Consider the following 20,546-nt stretch of genomic DNA (forward strand, 5'->3'; position numbering starts at 1 on the left):
GTCGGCGGGATTAAAAACGAGCCGGGACCTCAGCGCATGAACCAGTCGCGCCGCCTCAGGCAGACCATCGAGACCGAGATCGTGGACGGACGCCTCTCGATCGGCGCACGGCTCGACGAGACGGAGCTCGCCGAGCGCTTCGGGGTCTCGCGTACGCCGATCCGCGAAGCGCTGCTGCAACTGGCGATGACCGGCCTCGTCGAGATCAAACCCCGCCGTGGAGCGATCGTCAGCGCCCCCGATCCGCAGCTCCTGATCGCGATGTTCGAGACGATGGCGGAGATCGAGGCCTCCTGCGGCCGGCTGGCTGCGCGCCGGCTCGTTCCCGACGACGAGGCCGCTCTCAAGGCGGCCCTGGCGGCCTGCGCCGCCTCGGCCGCCGCCGCCGATCCCGAGACCTATTATGCGGAGAACTACATCTTCCATACGGTGGTCTATCGGGCCTGCCGGAACAGCTTCCTGGAGGAGCAGGCGCGCCAGCTGCATCGCCGGCTCGCTCCCTTCCGCCGCCTCCAGTTGCGGGCCCGCAACCGTCTCGGCCAGTCGCTGGCCGAACACGAGGCCATCGTCGCCGCCATCGTATCGGGCGACGAGGCGGGTGCCTCCGACCGGTTGCGGGCGCACGTCATCGTCCAGGGCGACCGTTTCTCGGATCTCGTGGCCGGTCTGCGCTCGATCAATGCGGCGGCCTGACGGCCGAGCGGGCTTGCCATCAAAGTCATTACGAGAAACGGTAGAGCAATCATTGGTTGTACTGACGTGGCGCGCAAGTCAATCTTAAGGGAGGTCGATTATTCGACGACGCACCTCTTCGCCACGCGGTCCTTCCCATGCGCTTTTCGCTCAAATCGACACTGATCGGCCTCTTCGGCATGCTGGCCATCATCACCGCGGGACAGGGCCTGCTGTCCCTGTCGAAGATGGATGCCATCGGAGACCGCATGGCGGTGCTGTCCGACAACGCCCTCCCCTCAGTCGATGCCGCACACGCGATGAACGCCCTGGTGATGCGGATCCGCCTCTGGCAGTTCCGCTACGTCGTCGCCGACACCGCCGAGGAGCGCACCAACAGCGTCGCCCAGGCCGCGACCCTGGCCAAGGAACTCGAGTCCCGGCGCGTCGCCTACAAGGCACTGGTGAACTCGCGCGAGGAAACCGCCCTCTACGACGAGGTGAGCGCCAAGCTCGCCCAGATGGGCCAGGACTGGACCCAGCTCCAGGCCATCGACCCGGCCCGGCGCGACGACGTCCTGACCCTGTTCCGGGGTTCGATGAACGCCAATTACCTCGCCACCAGCGCCACCATGCGCAAGCTCGTCACCCTCAACGGCGAGGCCGGCGAGGCCGCCAAGGCTGCGGCGCGCGACGAGCAGGCGAGCGCCGTGCGGACCACCCAGATCATGCTCGGGCTGTCCGTCCTGATGGCACTCGCCGCCATGGCCTACACGATCCGCGGCATCACCCGGCCGCTGGGCGCGATGACGGCGGCGATGCGGCGCGTGGCCGATGGCGACGCGCGGACCGAGATCCCCAGCGTCGGCCGCCAGGACGAGATCGGCGCCATGGCCGACACCCTCGAGACCTTCCGGGCCAATCTCCTGCGCAGCCGCGCCCTGGAGGAGGAGACCCACCTCGCCCGCGCCGGCGCCGAGGCGCAGCGCAAGGTCGCGATGCGCGAGATGGCGGACGGTTTCGAGGGCGCCGTCGGCGGCATTCTCGGCCGGGTGACCACGGCGGCGGGCCAGTTGCGCGGCACGGCTCAGAGCATGGCGAGCACCGCCTCCGAGACGGCACACCAATCGAGCACCGTCGCGGCGGCAGCGGACCAGGCGGCCTCCAACGTGGGCATGGTGGCGGCGGCCGCCGAGCAGCTCGGCGCCTCCGTCCAGGAGATCGGCCGTCAGGTCGACGGCTCGACCCAGCTCGCCCAGCGGGCGGTGGACGAAGCCGCCCGGACCGCCGCACAGGTTCAGGAACTGAGCGCGGCCGCGGCGCGGATCGGCGACGTGGTCGCCATGATCGCGAGCATCGCCGGCCAAACCAACCTGCTCGCCCTCAACGCCACCATCGAGGCGGCCCGCGCCGGCGAGGCCGGCCGCGGCTTCGCCGTGGTCGCGGCCGAGGTCAAGGAACTCGCCAACCAGACGGCGCGGGCCACCGAGGAGATCAGCGGCCAGATCGGCCGCATCCAGGGCTCCACCGGCCAGGCCGTCACCGCGATCGAGAGCATCAGCGGGCGCATCCGCGAGATCAGCGACGTGGCGACCTCGATCGCGGCGGCGGTGGAGGAGCAGGGCGCGGCGACCCAGGAGATCGTGCGCAACGTGAGCGAGGCGGCCACCGGGACCGGGGAGGTCACGGCCAATATCTCCGGAGTCGCCGGAGCGGCCGAGGAAACCGGCGCGGCCGCGTCCCAAGTTCTGGCCTCGGCCTCGGAACTCTCCCGCGAAGCCGAGCATCTGACGCAGGAATTGACGCGATTCCTCGGCACGGTCCGGGCCGCCTGAACCGATTCCCCGAGCGAAAGGCCAAAACACGAAAGTCTTCGCAAAACTTCTTTACTTGCGAAGATTTGAGTTGCCAAATCTCTCGCGCGATTCGCGTCGACCTGATCTCGCGGGGGAGGTATCTATGCTGACAACCGGACAACTTCTCGGTGCGGCTTTGACCGTGTGTCTCGTTCTGCCCGTAGCGGCCCGCGCCGAGACCGCCGCCTCGGCAGGACGCAGCGCCGCCGACACCTGGGACAGGACCTACAACAGCGGCGACATGGACACCCTGGCAACGCTCTATGCACCGGACGCGCAGGTGATCCCGAAGGGCGCGGCGGTTTCGGGACCGGCCGACATCAGGAAATTCTTCTCCGGCGTGAAGGCCAAGGGCTTCGACGATCACAAGATCACCGTCCAATCCGCGCGGGAAAAGGGCGACGTCCTCGTGCTGTCCGGGCGCTGGGAGATGAACGGACCCGGCGAGGGTGGGGCCAAGAAGAAGGTCGAGGGCAACTGGGTCAACGTGATGGAGCGCGGTCCCGAGGGCTGGCGCACCGTGCTGCACACCTGGAACTAGGGGCCTCGCCTCGCGGCGGAGGGCCGGGCCGGAGCATGGCACCGCCCCGGCTCCTACCCTCGGTCCGGACCGATCGGCCCGCAAACGGCTCAGGATGGACGGTCTCAGGCCGCCGAGCCGGAGGCCTCGGGGCTGGAGGCACCGAAATTCTCGGCGATCACCGGGGTCCGGGCGCGGATGTGGGCGCGCATGAGCGGAGCCAGCGCCTCACCGTCGCGGGCGCGCAGCAGGGTGATCATCCGCTCGTGCTCGGCCACTGATTGCTCCCATTGCTCCGCCGTCTGGTGCACGGCGTAGCGTGAGCGCTGGATACGGCCCGAGAGGCTGTCGTAGATGCTCCCGAGCGTGGCGTTGCGGCTGGCCCGCATGATGGCCTCGTGGATTTCCCGGTTGAGAGCGAAGTAGACCCCCTCCTCGCCGGCGCGCCAGGCCGCAACCATCGCGTCGTGATCGCGCGAGATCCGGTCGATCTCCGCATCTGTGATGATGCGGCAGGCGAGGTCGGCCGCCGTCGCCTCCAGACCGGCGATGACCTCGATCATCTCCTCGATCTCGGATTGCGACAGGCTCGCGACCCGCGCCCCGCGGTTCGGCAGCAGTTCCAGCAGGCCCTCGGTGGCGAGGATCTTGATCGCCTCGCGCAGGGGCGTTCTGGAAATGCCGAAGCGCTCGGTCAGCTCGCTCTCGTTGATCCGCGCGCGAGGTTCCAGCTCACCCGAGCGGATGAGGTCGCGCATTCGATCGACGACTTCATCGTGGAGATAGCGCCGGTTGATGCCGAGGCCCGTCTCGATCTTGTTCATGGGTCCGCGACGTCTGCAGCAGGAATGAAAAATACTCCCCTTTGGTAATCCCTCGACTGGAACCTGTCGAGGGAGTTCGGAACTATACCCCTGTTCTGCGCACAGGCCTCCTGGCAGATCCGCACGATCCCTTCGGCGCTCGATCCCTTCGGGGTAGCGGCGCGGGGCCGGCGCTCAGGCGCCGCATGGATCTGCCCGAGCCGCCCCTTCGCGTCGATCGGGCGGGGGCCGCTCAGCGGATCTCCTCGTGCCAGGTCCGGCCATCGCGCTCGATCAGCGCGATGGCGGCGGTGGGTCCCCAGCTGCCGGCGGCGTAGGGGCGCGGCGGTTCGGGCCTGTCGGCCCAGGCCTTGAGCAGGGAGTCGGCCCAGGCCCAGGCCACCTCGACCTCGTCGCGGCGCATGAACAGGGTGGCGTTGCCGCGCACCACGTCCATGAGCAGGCGTTCGTAGGCGTCTGGGTAGCGTTGCTTGAAGGTCTCCTCGAAGGAGATGTCGAGGTTGGTCGGCCGCAGGCGCATGCCGCCGGGTCCCGGGTCCTTCGTCATGACCTCCAGCTTGATCCCTTCCTCCGGCTGGAGCCGGATGACGAGGCGGTTGGGCTCGCGCCCGAAGGACTCGGCCGGAAAGATCGAGAACGGCGAGGCGCGGAACTGCACCACGATCTCGGAGAGCTTCTGGGGCAGCCGCTTGCCGGTGCGCAGGTAGAAGGGCACCCCGGCCCAGCGCCAGGACTGCACCTCGAGCTTCAGGGCGACGAAGGTCTCGGTCCGGCTGTCGGCGCCGTTGCCGAGATCGGTGCGGTAACCGTCCACCGGCTTGCCGCCGATGGCGCCGGCCGCGTACTGCCCGCGCACCGTCACGGTCTGCACATCGTGCGGAGTGATGGGCTTGAGGGCGCGCAGGACCTTCAGCTTCTCGTCGCGCACCGAGTTGGCCTCCAGCGAGAGCGGGCTCTCCATCGCCATCAGGCAGAGGAGCTGCAGCATGTGGTTCTGCACCATGTCGCGCAGGGCGCCCGAGGTGTCGTAGTATCCGGCGCGGCCCTCGACGCCCACGGTCTCGCCGACCGTGATCTGGACGTGGTCGATGACGTCCGCCGTCCAGAGGCGCTCGAAGATGGTGTTGGCGAAGCGCAGGGCCAGCAGGTTCTGCACCGTCTCCTTGCCGAGATAGTGGTCGATGCGGAAGATCTGCTCTTCCGGAAACACCTTGCCGACGGCGTCGTTGATCGCGCGGGCGGATTTCAGGTCCTTGCCGATCGGCTTCTCCAGCACGACGCGGGACTTGTCGCCGATCAGGCCGTGTTTCGACAGGTTCTGGCAGATCGAGCCGTAGAGGTCGGGCGAGGTGGCGAGGTAGTAGGGCCGCACCTGATCCGGGCGCTCGGCGAGCTTGGCGGCCAGGTCCTCCCAGCCGTCATCGCCGGCCCCGTCCACCGCGACGTAGTCGAGATGGTCGAGGAAGGCGGCGAGCTTGTCCTCGCTGATGTCCCCGGCCGGCACGAAGCGCTTGACCGCGTCGCGGGCGCGCTCGCGAAACGCCTCGGCGCTCATTTCCGAGCGCGAGGCGCCGATGATCCGGCTCGTTCCCGGAATCTGCCCATCCTTGAAGCGATAGTAGAGGGCCGGAAGCAGCTTGCGCGTCGTCAGGTCGCCGGTGGCGCCGAACACGACGCAGTCGAAGGAGGCGACGGGGATGATGGTGGCCAAGGGTGGCTCCCGTTCGGTTTGCAAGTCGTTCGGTTCGCGGTCGGTCCGCGGGTCATGCTGCACGCGGCTGTGCGGCAAGAAGCCGACCGCGAAGAATCGCCACCGCTGTGTCGGCTTCCCCGCAGCGCTATGCAAGGCATCCGCCACCTGCGCGGCGTGCGGGACGGCACCCTATTACGAACCGGTGAAGCGCTTGAACGCCTCGGAATGGTCCGGGTGCCAGCGCGACAGCGCCGGGCGGTTCTCGATGATGTCGCCGGCAGCCCAGGCGATGCGCTTCTCGTCCTGGGCCCGGGTGGTCTCGTTGTCGGGGCAGAGGATGTAGAAGTCGCCCCGCTCCATCCCGTCGAGCAGGAAATCCACCGTCTCGTCGGGCGTCCAGGCGCCGGCGGGTTTCTCGGTGACGCCGCGCGCCCGCGTCAGGCCGGTATAGACGAACCCCGGGATGAGCAGGTGGACGGAGACCCGGGAGCCGTCACGCGCGCGCAGGTCGTGGGCGAGGGCTTCGGCGACGACCTTCACCCCCGCCTTCGAGACGTTGTAGGGCGTGTTGCCGGGCGGCGTGGTGATGCCCTGCTTCGAGCCCGTGACCACGATGGCGCCGGGCTCCGTGCCTGCGATCATCGCCGGCGCGAAGGCCTGGATGCCGTTGATCACGCCCCAGAGGTTGGTGTCGAGGATGCGGTGCCAGGTCTCGGCATCGGAGAACAGCCGCCCCCCGGCCTCGATCCCGGCATTCAGAAGGACCAAGGCCGGCGGCCCCTCGGCGCAGGCCGCCGCGCTCAGGGCCGCGAAGGCCTCGGGGCGCGACACGTCCGTGGCCATCGCGTGGACGGATGCCGCCGTTCCGCTCCGCGCGACCTCGGCACGCGCGGCCTCCAGCGCCTCGCCGGGCAGGTCGGCGAGCCAGACCCGCATCCCGGCCGCCGCGAGGCGCCGGGCGGCCGCGCGGCCGATGCCGCTCGCGGCCCCGGTGACGACGGCAGTCCGCCCCGCCTGAATTGCCGGATGGTTGGTCATGGCCGCTGCTCCTCTGCCGCTTCGCGGCGGGAGTTAGGGCGTGCGCCGGCCGCCGTCACCGCACGGCAGGAGATTGGTAACCCTCTGTGCGCATGGTCGGGGAGATATTCCACTCGAAAGGTTCGCGATGCTTTCGCGCCACAGGACCGTCGCTCTCCGCCCGCACCGCCTCCGCGCGGGCCTGTCGCCCCTGGCCCTCCTCCTGGCTCTGGGCGGGGCCGCGACGGCGCAGGTCTCCGGCGCGCCGGACAACCCGGCGCCCGCGAAGCCCCCGAAGGTCGAGAGTCTCACGACCACCGCTCCGGCGACCCCCGCCCTGCAGGCCATCGCCCCGAGCGCGGCCGACGCGACGCCCGCCCCGGCCGCCCCGGCCAAGAAGTCGCGCGAGCTGCCGCCGCTGGTGGTGGCCCGGGTCTCCGCCGACCCGGTACCGACCTTGAGTCCCTCGACCTTCCTCGACACCCTGCGGATGGCCGACCGCTACCAGGCCATGGTCGATGCCGGCGGCTGGAGCGCCCTGCCCGTCGATCTCGTGCTCAAGCCGGGGGCCGGCCACCCATCCATCCCGGCCCTGCGCAAGCACCTCGCGCTCGTCGGCGACCTGGCCGCCGATGCCCCGATGAGCGACCAGTTCGACGCCCCCCTGGTGGCGGCGGTGAAGGCGTTCCAGGCTCGCCACGGCCTGCCGGAGACCGGGCTGATCGGGCGCCAGACGGTGGCGGCCCTCAACGTGCCGGCGGCGACCCGCCAGCGCCAGCTCGCAGCCTCGGCCGCGCGCCAGATCGGCTCGAACTTCGCCTACGGCGACCGCTACGTGGTGGTGAACATTCCCTCGGCCACGGTGGAGGCGGTGGACCGCGGGGTCGTGGTGCGCCGCTACGTGGCGGTGGTGGGCAAGCCCGATAAGGCGACGCCGCGGATCGAGGCCCGCATCACCGACGTGAACCTCAACCCGACCTGGACCCTGCCGGTCTCCATCATCAAGAAGGAGATCATCCCCAAGATGCGCAAGGACCCCGGCTATCTCGCCCGGGAGCGCATCCGCATCCTCGGCCCCGGCGGCGTGGAGGTGGACCCCACCGCCATCGACTGGTCGAGCGAGAAGGCGGCCAACTACACCTTGCGGCAGGATTCCGGCCTGGAGAACTCCCTGGGCCAGGTGCGCATCGACATGCCGAACAAGCAGGCGGTCTACATGCACGACACGCCGTCGAAGTCGCTGTTCGCCCGCGAAGTGCGGTTCCACTCGCATGGCTGCGTGCGCGTCGCGCAGGTCAAGGAACTCGCCGGCTGGTTGCTCGAGGGAACGCCCGGCCCCAACGGTCCCGGCTCGACCTGGGGTCCGATCGAGATCGAGACCAGCATCGCCACCAACGAGCGCCTCGACATCAAGCTGCCCAAGCAGATCCCGGTGACCTTCGTGTACCTCACCGGCTACGCGACCCCGGACGGCCGCGCCCATTTTCGCGACGACATCTACGGCATCGACAGCCCGGCGGTGCCGATGCCGGACGTGGCGGCGACGGGGACGATCGTGCCTCCGAAGCCGAAGGCGGCCCCGAGCCCGCCCAGCCCAGCCCGGCCCGAGACCGGCCGGAGCCCGGCCCAGAAGCCGGAAGCGGCCAGGCCCGATGTCTCCAAGCCGGATGTTTCGAAGCCCGAGGCCGTCAGGCCGGAACCGGCGCGTGCCGCTCCGGCCCGGTCGGCGAGCGAAGGACCGGTTCCGCCGGGGCTGATCCCCATCAAGGGGGTGCGGCCGGCGCCGGGCGCGACCCCGCCCCGGGGCTGAGATCCCGGGCCGGGGCTTCCGCGCAGCCGATCAGGAATCGAGGCCGCCATCCTCGTCGATGTCGACCAGGAACACGATGTCGGCATCGTCCTCGTCGTCCGCCTCGTCGTCGTTCGAGGCCTCGGCATGGCGGGCATCCGGCTCGTAGGGCTCGTCCTCCTCGGAGTCGTCCTCGGCGAGGGCGTCCTCGAAGATCTCGATCTCCTCCTCGGTGGCCGCCCGGACCTTGAGCGGGGAGGTGCCGTTCCACAGCACCTTGCCGTCGCTCTTCATGGTCTGGATGTCGTCCTTGAAGCCATCGCAGGTGAAGAGGTCGTTGGCGACCTCCTCGGAGCCGTTGATGACCGCGATGGCCACGCCATCGATCTCGAGTGTGAACATCGCGAATCCTTGTTGTCTGCGGCCTCGGGGCCGCCGTCCGTGTAGGGGCGAACGGGGCGCAGGCCAAGGCCCGGGCGCGGGGCGGCCGGTTCGCCGTGGGTGGCCGGGCCTCAGGCCCCGCCGCTCGCCCGGGCGATCGCCCGCTTGACCACGCCCTGCACGTCGGGATTCGACAGGAACAGGTCGTGGTTGATCAGGCCGCCGCCGTAATCGGAGGCGTCGGCCACGCGCACGCCGAGGGCTTCGAGGCGCTCGCGGTCGGCCGCGCCGGCCCGGACAATGCCGCCCGCGATGGCACCGGAGAGTTCCAGTGCCCGGTCGTTCGTCGACGAGATCACCGTGATCTTGTGCACGTCCGGCCCCATCCGCTCCACCGCGCTGGTGAAGAGGTCGATGTCGATGTCGGGCGCGGCGAGCACCACGGCGCCGATGCGGGCCATGGCGGCCTCGCCGGCCTCGGCCCGCAGCATGCGCAGGGTCTCCAGGGTCAGCAGGGTGCCCATGGAATGCGCGACGATGTTGATGCGCCCGCCCGAGGAGGAGTTCGCCAGGGCCTTCAGGAGGTCCTCGAAGCCGTCGCGCGACCACAGGGCGCTCTCGCGGTCGTAGCCGTAGTCGAAGGTCGCGGCGGCCGAGGGCCAGGTGAACAGGGCCGAGGCCCCGCGGAAGCGGATGCCGTCGGAGAGCTTGGCCGCGCTCACCGCCGCCGACTGGAAGCTCTCGCGGTAGCCGTGAACGTAGATCAGCACGTCGCGCCCCAGGGCGGCCTGGGCGAAGGCGCCGGCGGCCCCCGCTCCCGTCTCGACCTGCGGCACCGCCGTCACGGCCCAGTCGCCGGTCACCACGGAGGAGACCTTGCCGATCAGCGAGCGGTCGGGCGCCGACAGGCGCACCTCGGCGAAGCTGAGGCCGCGGCCGCGCTCGGAGGTGAAGTACGGGCTCTTCGGCGGCGAGCCGGCGGGCTTGCGCGTGGTGGCCACGAGCAGGACCGGGCTGACGTCGAGGGCGGATTGCCGCTCCGGCGCGCCCCCGCCCGCGGCATCGGTGACGAGGCCGTCGGCGACGCAGCCGGCCAGGCCCGGCGCGAGCCCGGCCACCCCCGAGAGGGCGGCCAAGCGCAGCAGCGCGCGACGGGTGGGAGGCTGAGGTCGGATCATGGGTCGGATCATGTCGTGCAAGGCGGCCCTGAACGTGGTGGCCCCGGGACGGGCGCAACGCGTCAGTACCCTGTCGATCAGGATCGTGACCATGGCGGGGCGGGAGCGTGGCCGTAGCGATGTGGATTGCGGGCAGAGGCGGCCCTGTGGCCCTTAGCCCACATGGCGGGACGCGCCCCGGATCACGCCGGTTTGCGGGGGAAGCGCCCGCACACAGGGCCGCCCCCCTCGACGAACCCCGGCCGGACCGGCAAAGAAGACAGCCATGGCCGCCTCCCCCGCTCCCGTCCTCGACATCGATGCCCTGCGCGAGCGGCTGCTCGCCGGAGACCGCGCCGCCCTGGCGCGGGCGATAACGCTTGCCGAATCGAAGCGGCCCGACCACCGGGCGGCGGCGCGCGGCCTCATCGACGCGGTGTTGCCCCAGACCGGCACGGCGATCCGCGTCGGCATCACCGGCGTGCCCGGCGTCGGCAAGTCGACCACCATCGATGCGCTCGGCGCCAACCTGACGGCGGCGGGGCACAAGGTGGCGGTCCTCGCCGTCGACCCCTCCTCCACCCGCACCGGCGGCTCGATCCTCGGCGACAAGACCCGGATGGCGCGTCTCGCCCTCGATCCCAACGCCTTCATCCGGCCCTCCCCCTCCTCTGGCACCCTGGGCGGCGTCGCGGCCAAGACCCGCGAGACCATGCTGCTCTGCGAGGCGGCGGGCTTCGACGTGATCCTGGTGGAGACCGTCGGCGTCGGCCAGTCCGAGACGGCGGTGGCGGACCTGACCGATTTCTTCCTCGTCCTGATGCTGCCGGGGGCCGGCGACGAGCTCCAGGGCATCAAGAAGGGCATCCTCGAACTCGCCGACATGATCGCGGTGAACAAGGCCGACGACGGCGAGGGCGAGCGCCGGGCCAGCGCCGCCGCCTCCGAGTACCGCGCGGCGCTGCACATCCTCTCCGCGCCGAGCGCGACCTGGACGCCGCCGGTGGTCACGATCTCGGGCCTGAACAACAAGGGTCTCGACGGCCTGTGGGAGCGGATCGTCGACCACCGCAACAAGCTCACCGCCACGGGCGAGATCGCCACGAAGCGCCGGGCCCAGGACGTGAAGTGGATGTGGGCCCTCGTGCACGAGCGCCTTCACCAGCGCCTCGTCGGCTCGGCCGACGTCCGCCGGCAGACGGCCGAGGCCGAGGCCGCGGTCGGGCGCGGGGAAGCCTCGCCGGCCGCCGGGGCGGAGGCCATCGCCACGCTGATCGGTCTCTGACCTGCATGGCGGGGCCGCTGCTGATCACCGGCTTCGGTCCGTTTCCCGGCGTGCCCCGCAATCCGAGCGCGGCCCTGGCCCGACGGATCGGCGCGCTCGTTCGCCCGAAGCTCGGCGGCACCCCGGTGCGCGTGCTGATCCTGCGCACCACCTACGCGGCGATTCCCGACTTGCTGGAGCCGGTGCTCGCCCGGGCACCGGCCGCGATCCTGATGCTCGGCGTCGCGACCCGCGCCAAGCGGGTTCGGGTGGAATTGCAGGGCCGCAACCGCACCAGCCGGCTCTTCCCCGATGCCTCCGGACGGATCGCGTCGCGCCTGACCCTCGAGACGGAGGGTCCGCCCGCGCGCCGCTCGTCCGCGGCGATTCCCGCGCTCGCGGCGCTGCGCAGGCACGGGATCGCCGCGACCCCCTCGCGGAATGCGGGACGCTACCTCTGCAACGCCGCCTATTTCCGCGTCCTGCGCGAAGGTCCACCGGCGCTGTTCGTGCACATCCCGCTGCCGCCCCGGACACGGCGGCCGGCGAAGGCGCCCGTGCGGCCGCGACGCCAAGCCCCCGAGGAGGCTCTCGCCCAGGGCTGCGCCGAGGTGGCGCGCCGTCTCGTGGTGCGCAGCCGCGCAGGCCGCTGAGCGGGACGCCGCGCGATCCTTCGCCGACACCGGAAGAATTTCACCCGCCGCATGGGTCCCCTTCGCGCCGTCGGGCGTTCTGTGAACGTCGGATGCGGGCACCCCCGACCCCGGACGGGTGGCCCGCATCATCCGCGTTCAGGAGAGAGACCATGGTCGATACGGATCGCATCGTCGGCACCGCCAAGGAGCTCGGCGGCAAGGTTCAGAGCGCCGCGGGAGACCTCGCGGGGTCGTCGCGCAGCTCGGCCGAGGGCCGCTATCGCGAGGTTGAGGGCCGCGCGCAGGACATCTACGGGCAGGCCAAGGACACCCTGCGCGACGTCGCCGACAACGTCTCGGACTACGCCGGTGACGCCTACGAGCGTGGCGGCGGCTACCTGCGGGACGGCGGCCGGGTGGTCGGCCATCGCGTCGAGGAGAATCCGTTCATCGCCCTCGTGATTGCGGGGGCCGTCGGCTACGGCCTCGCCCTGCTGCTGCACGGGCGCCGCTAAGCCGATCCGCGTCCCCGCCCGGATGGGGCGGGGACGCCCTGGGACCGCCCTACTGCGCGGTCCAGCCGCCATCCATCGCCATGTTCGCGCCGGTGATCTGGCTCGCCGCGTCGGAGGCGAGGAACACCGCCAGGGCCGCCACCTGGTCGATGGTCACGAACGCCTTGGTCGGCTGCGCCTTCAGCAGCACCTCGTTGATGACCTCGTCCTTGGTCATTCCCCGCGCCTTCATGGTGTCGGGAATCTGGCTCTCGACCAGGGGCGTCCAGACGTAGCCCGGCGAGATGCAGTTGACCGTGATGCCGTGGGTTGCAACCTCGAGCGCCGCGGCCTTCGACAGACCGACGAGCCCGTGCTTGGCGGCCACGTAGGCCGACTTGAAGGGCGAGGCGACCATGGAGTGCGCCGAGGCCGTGTTGATGATCCGCCCCCAGCCGCGCTGCTTCATGCCCGGGATCGCCGCCCGCATGGTGTAGAAGGCCGAGGACAGGTTCAGGCCGATGATCTGCTCCCACTTCTCCGGCGGGAAGTCCTCGATCGGCGAGACGTACTGGACGCCGGCATTGTTCACGAGCACGTCGACGGAGCCGTAGGTCTCCTCCGCGAGGCGGATCAGCCCTTCGATCTCGCCCGGCTTGGTCAGGTCGGCCGGCGAATAGGCGGCCTTCACGCCGAACTCGGACTCGATTCCGGCTCGCGCCGCCTCGATGTCCTCCGCCTTGCCGAAGCCGTTGAGAACGATGTTGGCCCCCTCCTTGGCAAAGGCCCGGGCGCAGGCGAGGCCGATGCCGCTGGTGGAGCCGGTGACGACGGCGGTCTTGGATTTCAGGATCATGGAAGCCTCCTTGGAAGCGCTCGTCCGACGCGGGGGTTCGTCGGACGTTCGGGGGGTCGAACACCATCCGTGAGCCGTGCCCGGCTGACCGGTGAAGCGCGACGCGGACAGTCTGTTCGGTCAGGCGAGATAATCGTGCAGCACCTGCCCGTAGGGCAATGTGAAGTCGACAACCATGTGCCGGCCGCCGACGATGCGGCGCACCGGCAGGTCGGCCACCCGGCAGTTCACGTGCGGAATCAGGTGGAGGCGGGCCTCGCCCTCCCAGGCGCCGTGGACGGTGATGTCCTCCAGGCGATAGCCGACGAGCTGCGCGATCTTCGGGCCGCCGCCGACATCCGGGATCAGCTTGAGGTTGACGTTGAGCTTGCCCAGGCCCTGCCTCACGGCGGGCAGGTCATGTTCCAGGCTGCGGTGCTTGTAAGTCATGGTGCCCATCGCGACCCGCTCGTCGTCGTAGTGCAGGGTGCCCGTGAGGGTGTCCTTGGTCAGCTTGAGGCGGGGCACGCCCCACTTCTTCGGAAAGCCCCAGATCTCGCGGCCGGCCGTGATCGGCGGCTCGTCGTCGAGATACATCTGGATCGAGAAGTTGCAGGGCTCGCCGTCGAAGGTGGCCAGGGCGCCCGAGCCGCTCTCCTCGTAATCGCCGAAGCCGGAGGAATCCGGCATCTTCATCCACTCGTAGTAGACGAAGTTGTCCGGGTGCGGCTCCAGGGGCTCGGGCAGCGCCCGGCGCAGGGCATCCGCATCGGTCTCGTAGGTGACGATGAGGTATTCGCGCCGGAGGAAGCGATACGGCCCGCGCGGATAGCTCGGGCTGAAGGCCGGCATCGAGGGGACTTGAAGGATCTCGTCGCGGGTCACGGGCGTGTCTCCCTTCGGAAGGTGGGGCCGTTCAGTGCGCCCCGTCGCGGGTGAGGTCGAACACGGCGATGCCGCCGGTATCCGCCCGGCGGTCGCGCCAGGTGGGCGCCCGCAGGGAGCGCCGCATGTCGTCGAGCCCGGCGCTCCAATGCTCCAGCATGGTCGTGCGCGAGAACTCGTAGTCCTTCGAGTTCCGCTCGTAGGCCTTGCGCCGGTAGATCAGCTGCAGGATCGTCACGACGTTGTCGTGGCTGATGTCCCTCAGGAACGCGACGTCGGGATCGTCGGCCAGTTCCGGCGGCAGCTTGGCCAGGAGGTTGCGCGTGGCCGCCTTGGCCTTGCGGATCTCGAGGCTCATGTCGGTGTTGAGCCGGGTCCGGCTGGAGAAGCGGATGTCCTTCTCGCGCTCGGCGGCATCGACCAGCGACCGCGGCATGACTCCGCGCGCCGGGAACAGGTCCACCTGGAACACGGTGAGATCGCGCCCACGCTCCACGTCGAGGACGTATTGCAGCGGCGTGTTCGAGACGATGCCGCCGTCCCAGTAGGACTCGCCTTCGATCGTCACCGGCGGGAAGCCCGGAGGCAGGGCCCCGGAGGCCATGATGTGTTCCGGGGTGATGCGATCGCGGCGATTGTCGAAGTAGGCGAAGTTGCCCGTGCGGACATTGACCGCGCCCACACTCAGGCGGACCGGGCCGGCATTGATGCGGTCGAAGTCGACGAAGCGCTCCAGCGTCGTCCTGAGCGGCGCCGTATCGTAGTAGCTGAGGGCCTCCGGCGCGTCGGCGGGGAAGAAAGTCGCGGGCGGGAATCTGGGCTTGAAGAAGCCGGGCACGCCGAAGGCGGCGATCCAGCCGGCGCTCGCCTCGTTGAAGGCCGCCCGCGCCCGCTCGCCCGGGAGCCACGGAGTTCCGGGCACCCCGGAGGAGACCAGCTCCCAGAAAGCCTTCAGGCGGTCGAGCCGGCGCTCCGGCGGATTGCCGGCGAGGAGAGCCGCGTTGATGGCGCCGATGGAGATGCCGGCCACCCAGTCGAGCCCGAGGCCGTCGGCCGCCAGCGCCTCGTAGATCCCGGCCTGATAGGAGCCGAGCGCCCCGCCGCCCTGGAGTACGAGGACGTTGGTGCCGCCGGAAGAGGTCGTCACGAGCGGAACTCTCTCATCGGCCGGGACACTCCATCCTGCGCGCGTCGCGGGGGCCGACCCGCCGGCCGGCGAACGCCCAACCGATGGTTGCCCGATGCGGGTGACGCCACCATGACCGAAGGCCGGGGTGATCGCCATCCGGCGGACCGGACGAAGCGGGTCCGTTGTCAGGCATCGCACCGTCGGGACCGACCGGCCGGACCCCTTCGATGGTTGACAGGCGGAGTTCCTTCGCCAACACCCCCCGCCCAGTCGCGGCTTTTCCCGCACGCTCTCCGCCGCGATCGTCCCTGACCCGGCCGCCGCGCGCGCGATGGCGACGAACAAGGATCCCTGACCCATGTCGGTGACGCGCTCCTATCTCGATTTCGAGAAGCCGGTGGCCGAGCTCGAATCCAAGCTGGAGGAGCTCCGGGCCATGGCCGCCCGCGACGGCGCGGTCTCGATCAGCGAGGAGGTCGGGCGCCTGGAGGCCAAGGCCGCCGCCGCCCTGTCGGACATCTATGCCGCCCTGACGCCCTGGCAGAAGACCCAGGTCGCCCGGCATCCGCAGCGGCCGCACTTCATCGACTATTGCGCCGGGCTGATCACCGACTTCAGCCCCCTCGCCGGCGACCGCGCCTTCGGCGAGGACCAGGCCATCGTCGGCGGGTTCGGGCGCTTCCGCGGCCGGCCGGTCTGCGTCCTGGGCCAGGAGAAGGGCTCCACCACCGAGACCCGCCTGCGGCACAATTTCGGGATGGCCAAGCCCGAGGGCTACCGCAAGGCCGTCCGCCTGATGGAGCTCGCTGACCGCTTCGGCCTGCCCGTGCTCGCCTTCGTCGACACCGCGGGTGCCTTCCCGGGCATCGAGGCGGAGGAGCGCGGGCAGGCCGAGGCCATCGCCCGCTCGACGGAGGCCTGCCTCGCCCTCGGCGTGCCCAACGTCGCCGTGGTCATCGGCGAGGGCGGCTCGGGAGGCGCCATCGCCCTCGCCACCGCCAACCGGGTGCTCATGCTGGAGCACGCCATCTACGGCGTGATCTCTCCGGAGGGAGCGGCCTCGATCCTGTGGCGCGACCAGGGCCGGGCCTCGGATGCCGCGACCGCCATGAAGATCACCGCCCAGGATCTGCTGCGCCTCGGCATCATCGACGGCATCATTCCCGAGGCCACGGGCGGCGCCCATCGCGGACGCGAGGCCGCCATCGCGGCGACGGGAGCCGCCATCGAAACCGCCCTGGTCGAGTTCCAGGGGCTCGGTTCCGACGAGATTCGCGATCGGCGTGCGGCGAAGTTCCTGGAGATCGGTCGCAAGCTCTGAATCCGCGACATTATGTCGCATTTCGGCAACGGAACCAACGGCACTTTCGTTCAGAGGGCTCTGCCAAGGTTTCGCCATACCCACGCTCGGCACGTGGCCGGGGAAAAACCTGCGGAATCAATCCACTCTCCGCGAACGCGTCCGGCGTGGCGCCAAATGCGGCGAGATCGGGCCGTCGGGGCAGTGATGTCCGCAATCCACATCCCGCCCGGGCCGTGGATGGCGTCGCCTTGCGGTAACAACCGGGTAAGTTTAACGACGCTAAGGGGTTGGGGAGTGGCATGCCAGGGCGCGAGCCCGGGACTGCGTGACTGAGGATAGGTTCCCCATGGCTATGCGCCCATTCGTGGCCGCCGGTTTCGCTCTGATCGCCCTGTCGCTCGGCGCCTGCCAGGACGGATCGACGGGCGGTGGCGTTCCGCTGCGGGCCCTTGCACCGGTGCCCCCCAAGACCCTCGCGCTGATGGCGCAGAAGGGCATGTCGCAGAACGACCCCATCCTGATCCGCGCCTACAAGCGGGAAGCGGAGATGGAGGTGTGGAAGCGCGGCACCAACGGCCAGTACGCCCTCCTCAAGACCTTTCCGATCTGCCGCTGGTCGGGCCAGCTCGGCCCGAAGACCAAGCAGGGCGACCGGCAGGCACCGGAAGGCTTCTACACGGTCACGCCGGGTCAGATGAACCCGAACTCGTCCTACTACCTGTCCTTCGACACCGGCTATCCGAACGCTTACGACCGGGCGAACGGGCGCACCGGCAACTACATCATGGTGCACGGCACCTGCTCGTCGTCGGGCTGCTTTGCCATGACCGACGAGTCGATGGGCGAGATCTACGCCCTGGCGCGCGATTCCTTCGCGGGCGGTCAGCGCGCGTTCCAGTTCCAGTCCTACCCGTTCCGGATGACGGCCTCCAACATCGCCAAGTTCCGCAACGATCCCAACGCCCCGTTCTGGAAGAACCTCAAGGAGGGCTCGGACTACTTCGAGGCCCTGCGCGATGAACCGCGCGTCGGCCTGTGCGGGACGAAGTACGTCTTCGGCGGCGCCGATGCGGCGGCCGGCTCCTGCACGCCGAAGGTCGAGCCCCAGGTGGCGGAGAAGCGCGAGCGCGACAACCGCGAGATCGCCGAGTTGATCGCCAAGGGCACCCCGGCCACCCGCCTCGTCTACGACGACGGCAGTCAGAACCCGGTGTTCCGGGGTCCGCAGACGCCCGCCAACACTCTGACCTTCGCGAGCCTCGGCAAGCCGACGCCCGAGCCCGAACTGCCCTACGATCCGAAGGATTACGCCCAGCACAAGCTCGGCGACGTCAGCCGTCCCGAGAGCCTGGCCGCCGGCGAGCGCGAGATCGAGGTCGACGCCAAGGGCCGCCCGGTGATGATGGCGGCGGCCGCGCCGATCCCCACCAAAGCGGCCGCCGCCAACCTCGCCCGGAAGGGAGCCGTCTCCGCGCCCAAGCCCGAGCCCGTGGTGGCCGAACCGGCCAAGCCCGCCCGCGTGATGGTGGCCGATGCCGAGGGCGACCCGGCCGCCTACAGGAAGCTCCTGGGCAACCTGTTCAGCAACGGCACGCCGGCGACCCCGGCGACAGACGCCGCCACCGTCCCGGCCATCGCCGCGGCCGAGCCGGAGCCCGTCGCATCGAAGGCGCCCGTGAAGCACGTCCCCGCGAAGGCGGCCCACGCCGCGCTGGCCCCGGCCAAGGCCGGCAAGGCGAACGACGAGAAGGCTGCGAAGCCCGTGCAGAAGGCCGCCGCGGCGGCGACCGCCTCGCCGAAGACCACCGGTTCCACCACGCCCAAGAACTGAGGCGCCCCGGTTCAGCGCGTGCCGAGGAGCATGACTCCGAAGCCGAGGAAGATCCCGCCGGTGATCCGGTCGAAGGCGCGCCGCAGCGCCGGGCGGCTCAGGGATGCGGCGAGCCGGCGCCCGCCCAGCGCGTAGACCGCGCACCAGAACAGTTCCGCTCCGGCGAAGGTGACGACGAGGATCGCGAATTGCGGAACCTGCGGCCGCGTCGGCTCGACGAATTGCGGTAGGAAGGCGCTGGCGAAGAGGAGGAGTTTGGGGTTGCTCAGGCCGATCAGCAGGCCGTCGCGATAGAGGCGCGCCGGCCCGACGACCGGCGCCTGCGCCCCCTCCGCGCCCGGCATGCCCAGCGCCCCGTCCTGCCCACGCCAGGCCCGGATGCCGAGAACGATCAGGTAGGCGACGCCGGTATAGCGCAGGCCATCGAACAGGACCGGCGAAGCCTGGAGGACGGCGCTTAGGCCGGCCGCCGAGGCGATCAGCACCAGGATCACCGCGCTCAGGCACCCGGCCATGGCGGCCAGGCTGCGGCGCAGGCCGACGCGGACGCTGCGGGCCAGGATGTGCAGCATGTTCGGTCCGGGCGTCCCGGACAGGACGAAGACGGCACTGAGGAACAGCCACCAGGTCTGAAAGGTCACGGTCGGCGGTCCCCGCTCGATCGCGCGCCGGCACGACGGAGAGGCTGTCTAGCAGACCGCGGCCCGAGGCGCTGCTCGGCCGCGACGCAGGGCAGCCCGGCGCCCAACGAAAAAGGGTCCCACGAGGGACCCTTCTCCAGAGTGGTCAGATCGGGCGACCGATCACATCCGGTGCATCATCCGACGGTCCATACGACGGTGCATCATGCGGCGCTCCATGTTCCGGCGCATCATGCGGCGCTCCATGCGACGGTGCATCATGCGACGCTCCATCCGGCGCTCCATGCGCATCTGCACGGTGGACACGGTCTCGGGGGCGGTGACGCCCATCGGCGCGATGGGCGCGGCCGAGGCGGAGGTGGCGAGGCTGGCACCGCCGAGCGAGGCGAGCACGGCGAAGGCAAGGGTCAGTTTCCTCACGTGAAGACTCCCATTTTCATTTGTCCGAGCGCGGCACCCGGTTGGATCTCTCGCACAGGATGCCGAGAAACTGAGGTCGCGCACCGGAGTGAGCGGCAGGCCCCGTTCCGGCCCGCCGCAGACAACCCGCAAGTCAGAGATTCGTTTCCTCGAAAGCCCGCACCCACTCAGCACAAATTCCCGAGCGGACGATGTCGTCGAGGGTAAATTCTACTACCGGGATCGGCATCATCCGGCTCTTGATCAGATGGATCACGGTGCGCAGCCCCGACGTCTCGCGAAGATCCGTCTGGGACACGTCGCCGTTAATGATCACCTGGCAGTCGTCGCCGATGCGGGTGAGGAACATCTTGATCTCGGCGGTAGTGGTATTCTGCGCCTCGTCGAGGATCACGAGGCAATTCTTGAAGGTGCGCCCGCGCATCACCTCGAAGGGCACGACCTCGATGTCGCCGGTCTTCACCGCGATCTCGAAGGCGGCCTCGCCCATGCGCTCCTTCATGGTCTCGGTCAGCGGCGCGACCCAGGGAGCGATCTTCTCTTCCAGCGTACCGGGGAAGAAGCCCAGGGACCGGCCCGAGGGTACGTTCGGCCGGGTGATGATCACCTTGCCGATGCGGCGCTGGCGGAGCTGATCGGCGGCGCGGGTCCCGGCGATGAAGGTCTTGCCGGTACCGGCGGGTCCGAGGACGATGACCTGTTTGTGAAGCGCGAGGGCGTCGAGATATTGCGCTTGCCGGTCGGTGAGGGGCTGGATCGGACTGAGATTGCGTTCTTCGTCGAAGCGGGTCTTGTGCAGTCGGACCGGACGGTCCTCAACGAGTTCAAGTCGTGCGCGGCGTCTCTTCATCGATCAACACTCCAACCGGACTTGCCAACCTGGATTTAATCTGAGCCTGACTTGCTGAACTTGCTTCGCATCATTCTTTGACCGATCTCGTTCCGGCGAACCTTTCTGCCTCGCCCGCTCCACAGCCAATCCGGAGACCGCCTTCGAGTTCCGGGCGGGTCCATCAAGCCTGTGGATTCCCGACGCGATCCAGATTGACCGCAGGAATTCGCGTTGCACGCACCATGCCGCGCCGGGCGCGACAGGGGCGTGACAGCAACTATTCTTGGGAATGATGTAAAAAGTCTGCGCGGATGCTGCGCTGCGGGAGCGAATCCGTCGGCGCGACCGATTGTCGGGCGCTGTGTCGT

General features: G+C 69.7%; 20 protein-coding genes. 9 read left to right on the plus strand and 11 right to left on the minus strand.

Translation table 11 applies throughout. From position 1 onward, the window contains the following. The first annotated feature begins 36 nt into the window (after positions 1-36). The 3 genes from ACLBWX_RS12100 to ACLBWX_RS12110 all read left to right on the plus strand — a co-directional run bounded on the left by ACLBWX_RS12100 (position 37) and on the right by ACLBWX_RS12110 (position 3,069). The gene (locus ACLBWX_RS12100; RefSeq protein WP_447677309.1) at positions 37-693 is read left to right on the plus strand and encodes a GntR family transcriptional regulator; all 657 of its coding nucleotides are present in this window, start codon (positions 37-39) and stop codon (positions 691-693) included. 137 nt (positions 694-830) lie between these two features. Then, positions 831-2,507 (plus strand): methyl-accepting chemotaxis protein, encoded by a 1,677-nt coding sequence (locus ACLBWX_RS12105; protein WP_447677310.1) that lies wholly within the window; start codon positions 831-833, stop codon positions 2,505-2,507. A gap of 124 nt (positions 2,508-2,631) precedes the next feature. After that, positions 2,632-3,069, plus strand: a complete 438-nt coding sequence (locus ACLBWX_RS12110; RefSeq protein WP_447677311.1) for a YybH family protein — start codon at positions 2,632-2,634, stop codon at positions 3,067-3,069. 104 nt (positions 3,070-3,173) lie between these two features. Here ACLBWX_RS12110 and ACLBWX_RS12115 read toward each other — a convergent pair whose 3' ends face one another. The 3 genes from ACLBWX_RS12115 to ACLBWX_RS12125 form a co-directional block, all read right to left on the minus strand. Next, the gene (locus tag ACLBWX_RS12115; RefSeq protein WP_447677312.1) at positions 3,174-3,872 is read right to left on the minus strand and encodes a GntR family transcriptional regulator; all 699 of its coding nucleotides are present in this window, start codon (positions 3,870-3,872) and stop codon (positions 3,174-3,176) included. A 232-nt stretch (positions 3,873-4,104) separates the two neighbouring features. Continuing rightward, positions 4,105-5,583 carry a glucose-6-phosphate dehydrogenase gene (zwf, locus tag ACLBWX_RS12120; protein WP_447677313.1) on the minus strand — a complete coding sequence of 493 codons (1,479 nt, stop codon included), beginning with the start codon at positions 5,581-5,583 and terminating at the stop codon, positions 4,105-4,107. A gap of 174 nt (positions 5,584-5,757) precedes the next feature. Then, complete coding sequence (locus tag ACLBWX_RS12125) at positions 5,758-6,603, minus strand: SDR family NAD(P)-dependent oxidoreductase (protein WP_447677314.1); 846 nt, start codon at positions 6,601-6,603, stop codon at positions 5,758-5,760. A 127-nt stretch (positions 6,604-6,730) separates the two neighbouring features. Between ACLBWX_RS12125 and ACLBWX_RS12130 the strand changes: the two genes are divergently transcribed. Beyond that, the gene (locus ACLBWX_RS12130; RefSeq protein ID WP_447677315.1) at positions 6,731-8,392 is read left to right on the plus strand and encodes a L,D-transpeptidase family protein; all 1,662 of its coding nucleotides are present in this window, start codon (positions 6,731-6,733) and stop codon (positions 8,390-8,392) included. 30 nt (positions 8,393-8,422) lie between these two features. On the opposite strand, the gene ACLBWX_RS12135 is transcribed toward ACLBWX_RS12130, so the two are convergent. Together ACLBWX_RS12135 and ACLBWX_RS12140 are read right to left on the minus strand one after the other, a co-directional pair. Further along, the gene (locus tag ACLBWX_RS12135; protein ID WP_447677316.1) at positions 8,423-8,773 is read right to left on the minus strand and encodes a hypothetical protein; all 351 of its coding nucleotides are present in this window, start codon (positions 8,771-8,773) and stop codon (positions 8,423-8,425) included. A 110-nt stretch (positions 8,774-8,883) separates the two neighbouring features. Beyond that, on the minus strand, positions 8,884-9,930 hold the full coding sequence (locus ACLBWX_RS12140; RefSeq protein WP_447677317.1) for an alpha/beta hydrolase: 1,047 nt from the start codon (positions 9,928-9,930) through the stop codon (positions 8,884-8,886). A 265-nt stretch (positions 9,931-10,195) separates the two neighbouring features. Between ACLBWX_RS12140 and meaB the strand changes: the two genes are divergently transcribed. From meaB to ACLBWX_RS12155, 3 genes are all read left to right on the plus strand, one after another. Next, positions 10,196-11,194, plus strand: a complete 999-nt coding sequence (gene meaB, locus ACLBWX_RS12145; RefSeq protein ID WP_447677318.1) for a methylmalonyl Co-A mutase-associated GTPase MeaB — start codon at positions 10,196-10,198, stop codon at positions 11,192-11,194. 5 nt (positions 11,195-11,199) lie between these two features. Further along, a complete protein-coding gene (locus tag ACLBWX_RS12150; RefSeq protein ID WP_447677319.1) occupies positions 11,200-11,826 on the plus strand; it encodes a pyroglutamyl-peptidase I family protein in 627 nt (208 codons plus the stop codon). 152 nt (positions 11,827-11,978) lie between these two features. Beyond that, the gene (locus ACLBWX_RS12155) at positions 11,979-12,323 is read left to right on the plus strand and encodes a CsbD family protein (protein WP_447677320.1); all 345 of its coding nucleotides are present in this window, start codon (positions 11,979-11,981) and stop codon (positions 12,321-12,323) included. 49 nt (positions 12,324-12,372) lie between these two features. Here ACLBWX_RS12155 and ACLBWX_RS12160 read toward each other — a convergent pair whose 3' ends face one another. The 3 genes from ACLBWX_RS12160 to ACLBWX_RS12170 all read right to left on the minus strand — a co-directional run bounded on the left by ACLBWX_RS12160 (position 12,373) and on the right by ACLBWX_RS12170 (position 15,169). Next, entirely contained in the window at positions 12,373-13,158 is a 786-nt protein-coding gene (locus ACLBWX_RS12160) for a 3-hydroxybutyrate dehydrogenase (protein WP_447677321.1), read from the minus strand. Between the two features lie 120 nt (positions 13,159-13,278). Continuing rightward, entirely contained in the window at positions 13,279-14,022 is a 744-nt protein-coding gene (locus ACLBWX_RS12165) for an acetoacetate decarboxylase (RefSeq protein WP_447677322.1), read from the minus strand. A gap of 31 nt (positions 14,023-14,053) precedes the next feature. Further along, a complete protein-coding gene (locus ACLBWX_RS12170; RefSeq protein ID WP_447677323.1) occupies positions 14,054-15,169 on the minus strand; it encodes a DUF3734 domain-containing protein in 1,116 nt (371 codons plus the stop codon). 340 nt (positions 15,170-15,509) lie between these two features. On the opposite strand from ACLBWX_RS12170, the gene ACLBWX_RS12175 reads away from it, so the two are divergent. Next, entirely contained in the window at positions 15,510-16,472 is a 963-nt protein-coding gene (locus ACLBWX_RS12175) for an acetyl-CoA carboxylase carboxyltransferase subunit alpha (RefSeq protein ID WP_447677324.1), read from the plus strand. 328 nt (positions 16,473-16,800) lie between these two features. After that, positions 16,801-18,285, plus strand: coding sequence for a L,D-transpeptidase family protein (locus tag ACLBWX_RS12180; RefSeq protein ID WP_447677325.1), 1,485 nt, complete (start codon positions 16,801-16,803; stop codon positions 18,283-18,285). 11 nt (positions 18,286-18,296) lie between these two features. On the opposite strand, the gene ACLBWX_RS12185 is transcribed toward ACLBWX_RS12180, so the two are convergent. From ACLBWX_RS12185 to ACLBWX_RS12195, 3 genes are all read right to left on the minus strand, one after another. Continuing rightward, positions 18,297-18,926, minus strand: a complete 630-nt coding sequence (locus ACLBWX_RS12185) for a LysE family translocator (protein ID WP_447677326.1) — start codon at positions 18,924-18,926, stop codon at positions 18,297-18,299. Positions 18,927-19,088: 162 nt separating this feature from the next. Further along, positions 19,089-19,346, minus strand: coding sequence for a hypothetical protein (locus ACLBWX_RS12190; protein WP_447677327.1), 258 nt, complete (start codon positions 19,344-19,346; stop codon positions 19,089-19,091). 133 nt (positions 19,347-19,479) lie between these two features. Next, positions 19,480-20,196, minus strand: coding sequence for a PhoH family protein (locus tag ACLBWX_RS12195; RefSeq protein ID WP_447677328.1), 717 nt, complete (start codon positions 20,194-20,196; stop codon positions 19,480-19,482). Positions 20,197-20,546: the final 350 nt, after the last annotated feature.

The sequence above is a fragment of the Methylobacterium sp. M6A4_1b genome (assembly GCF_053345175.1).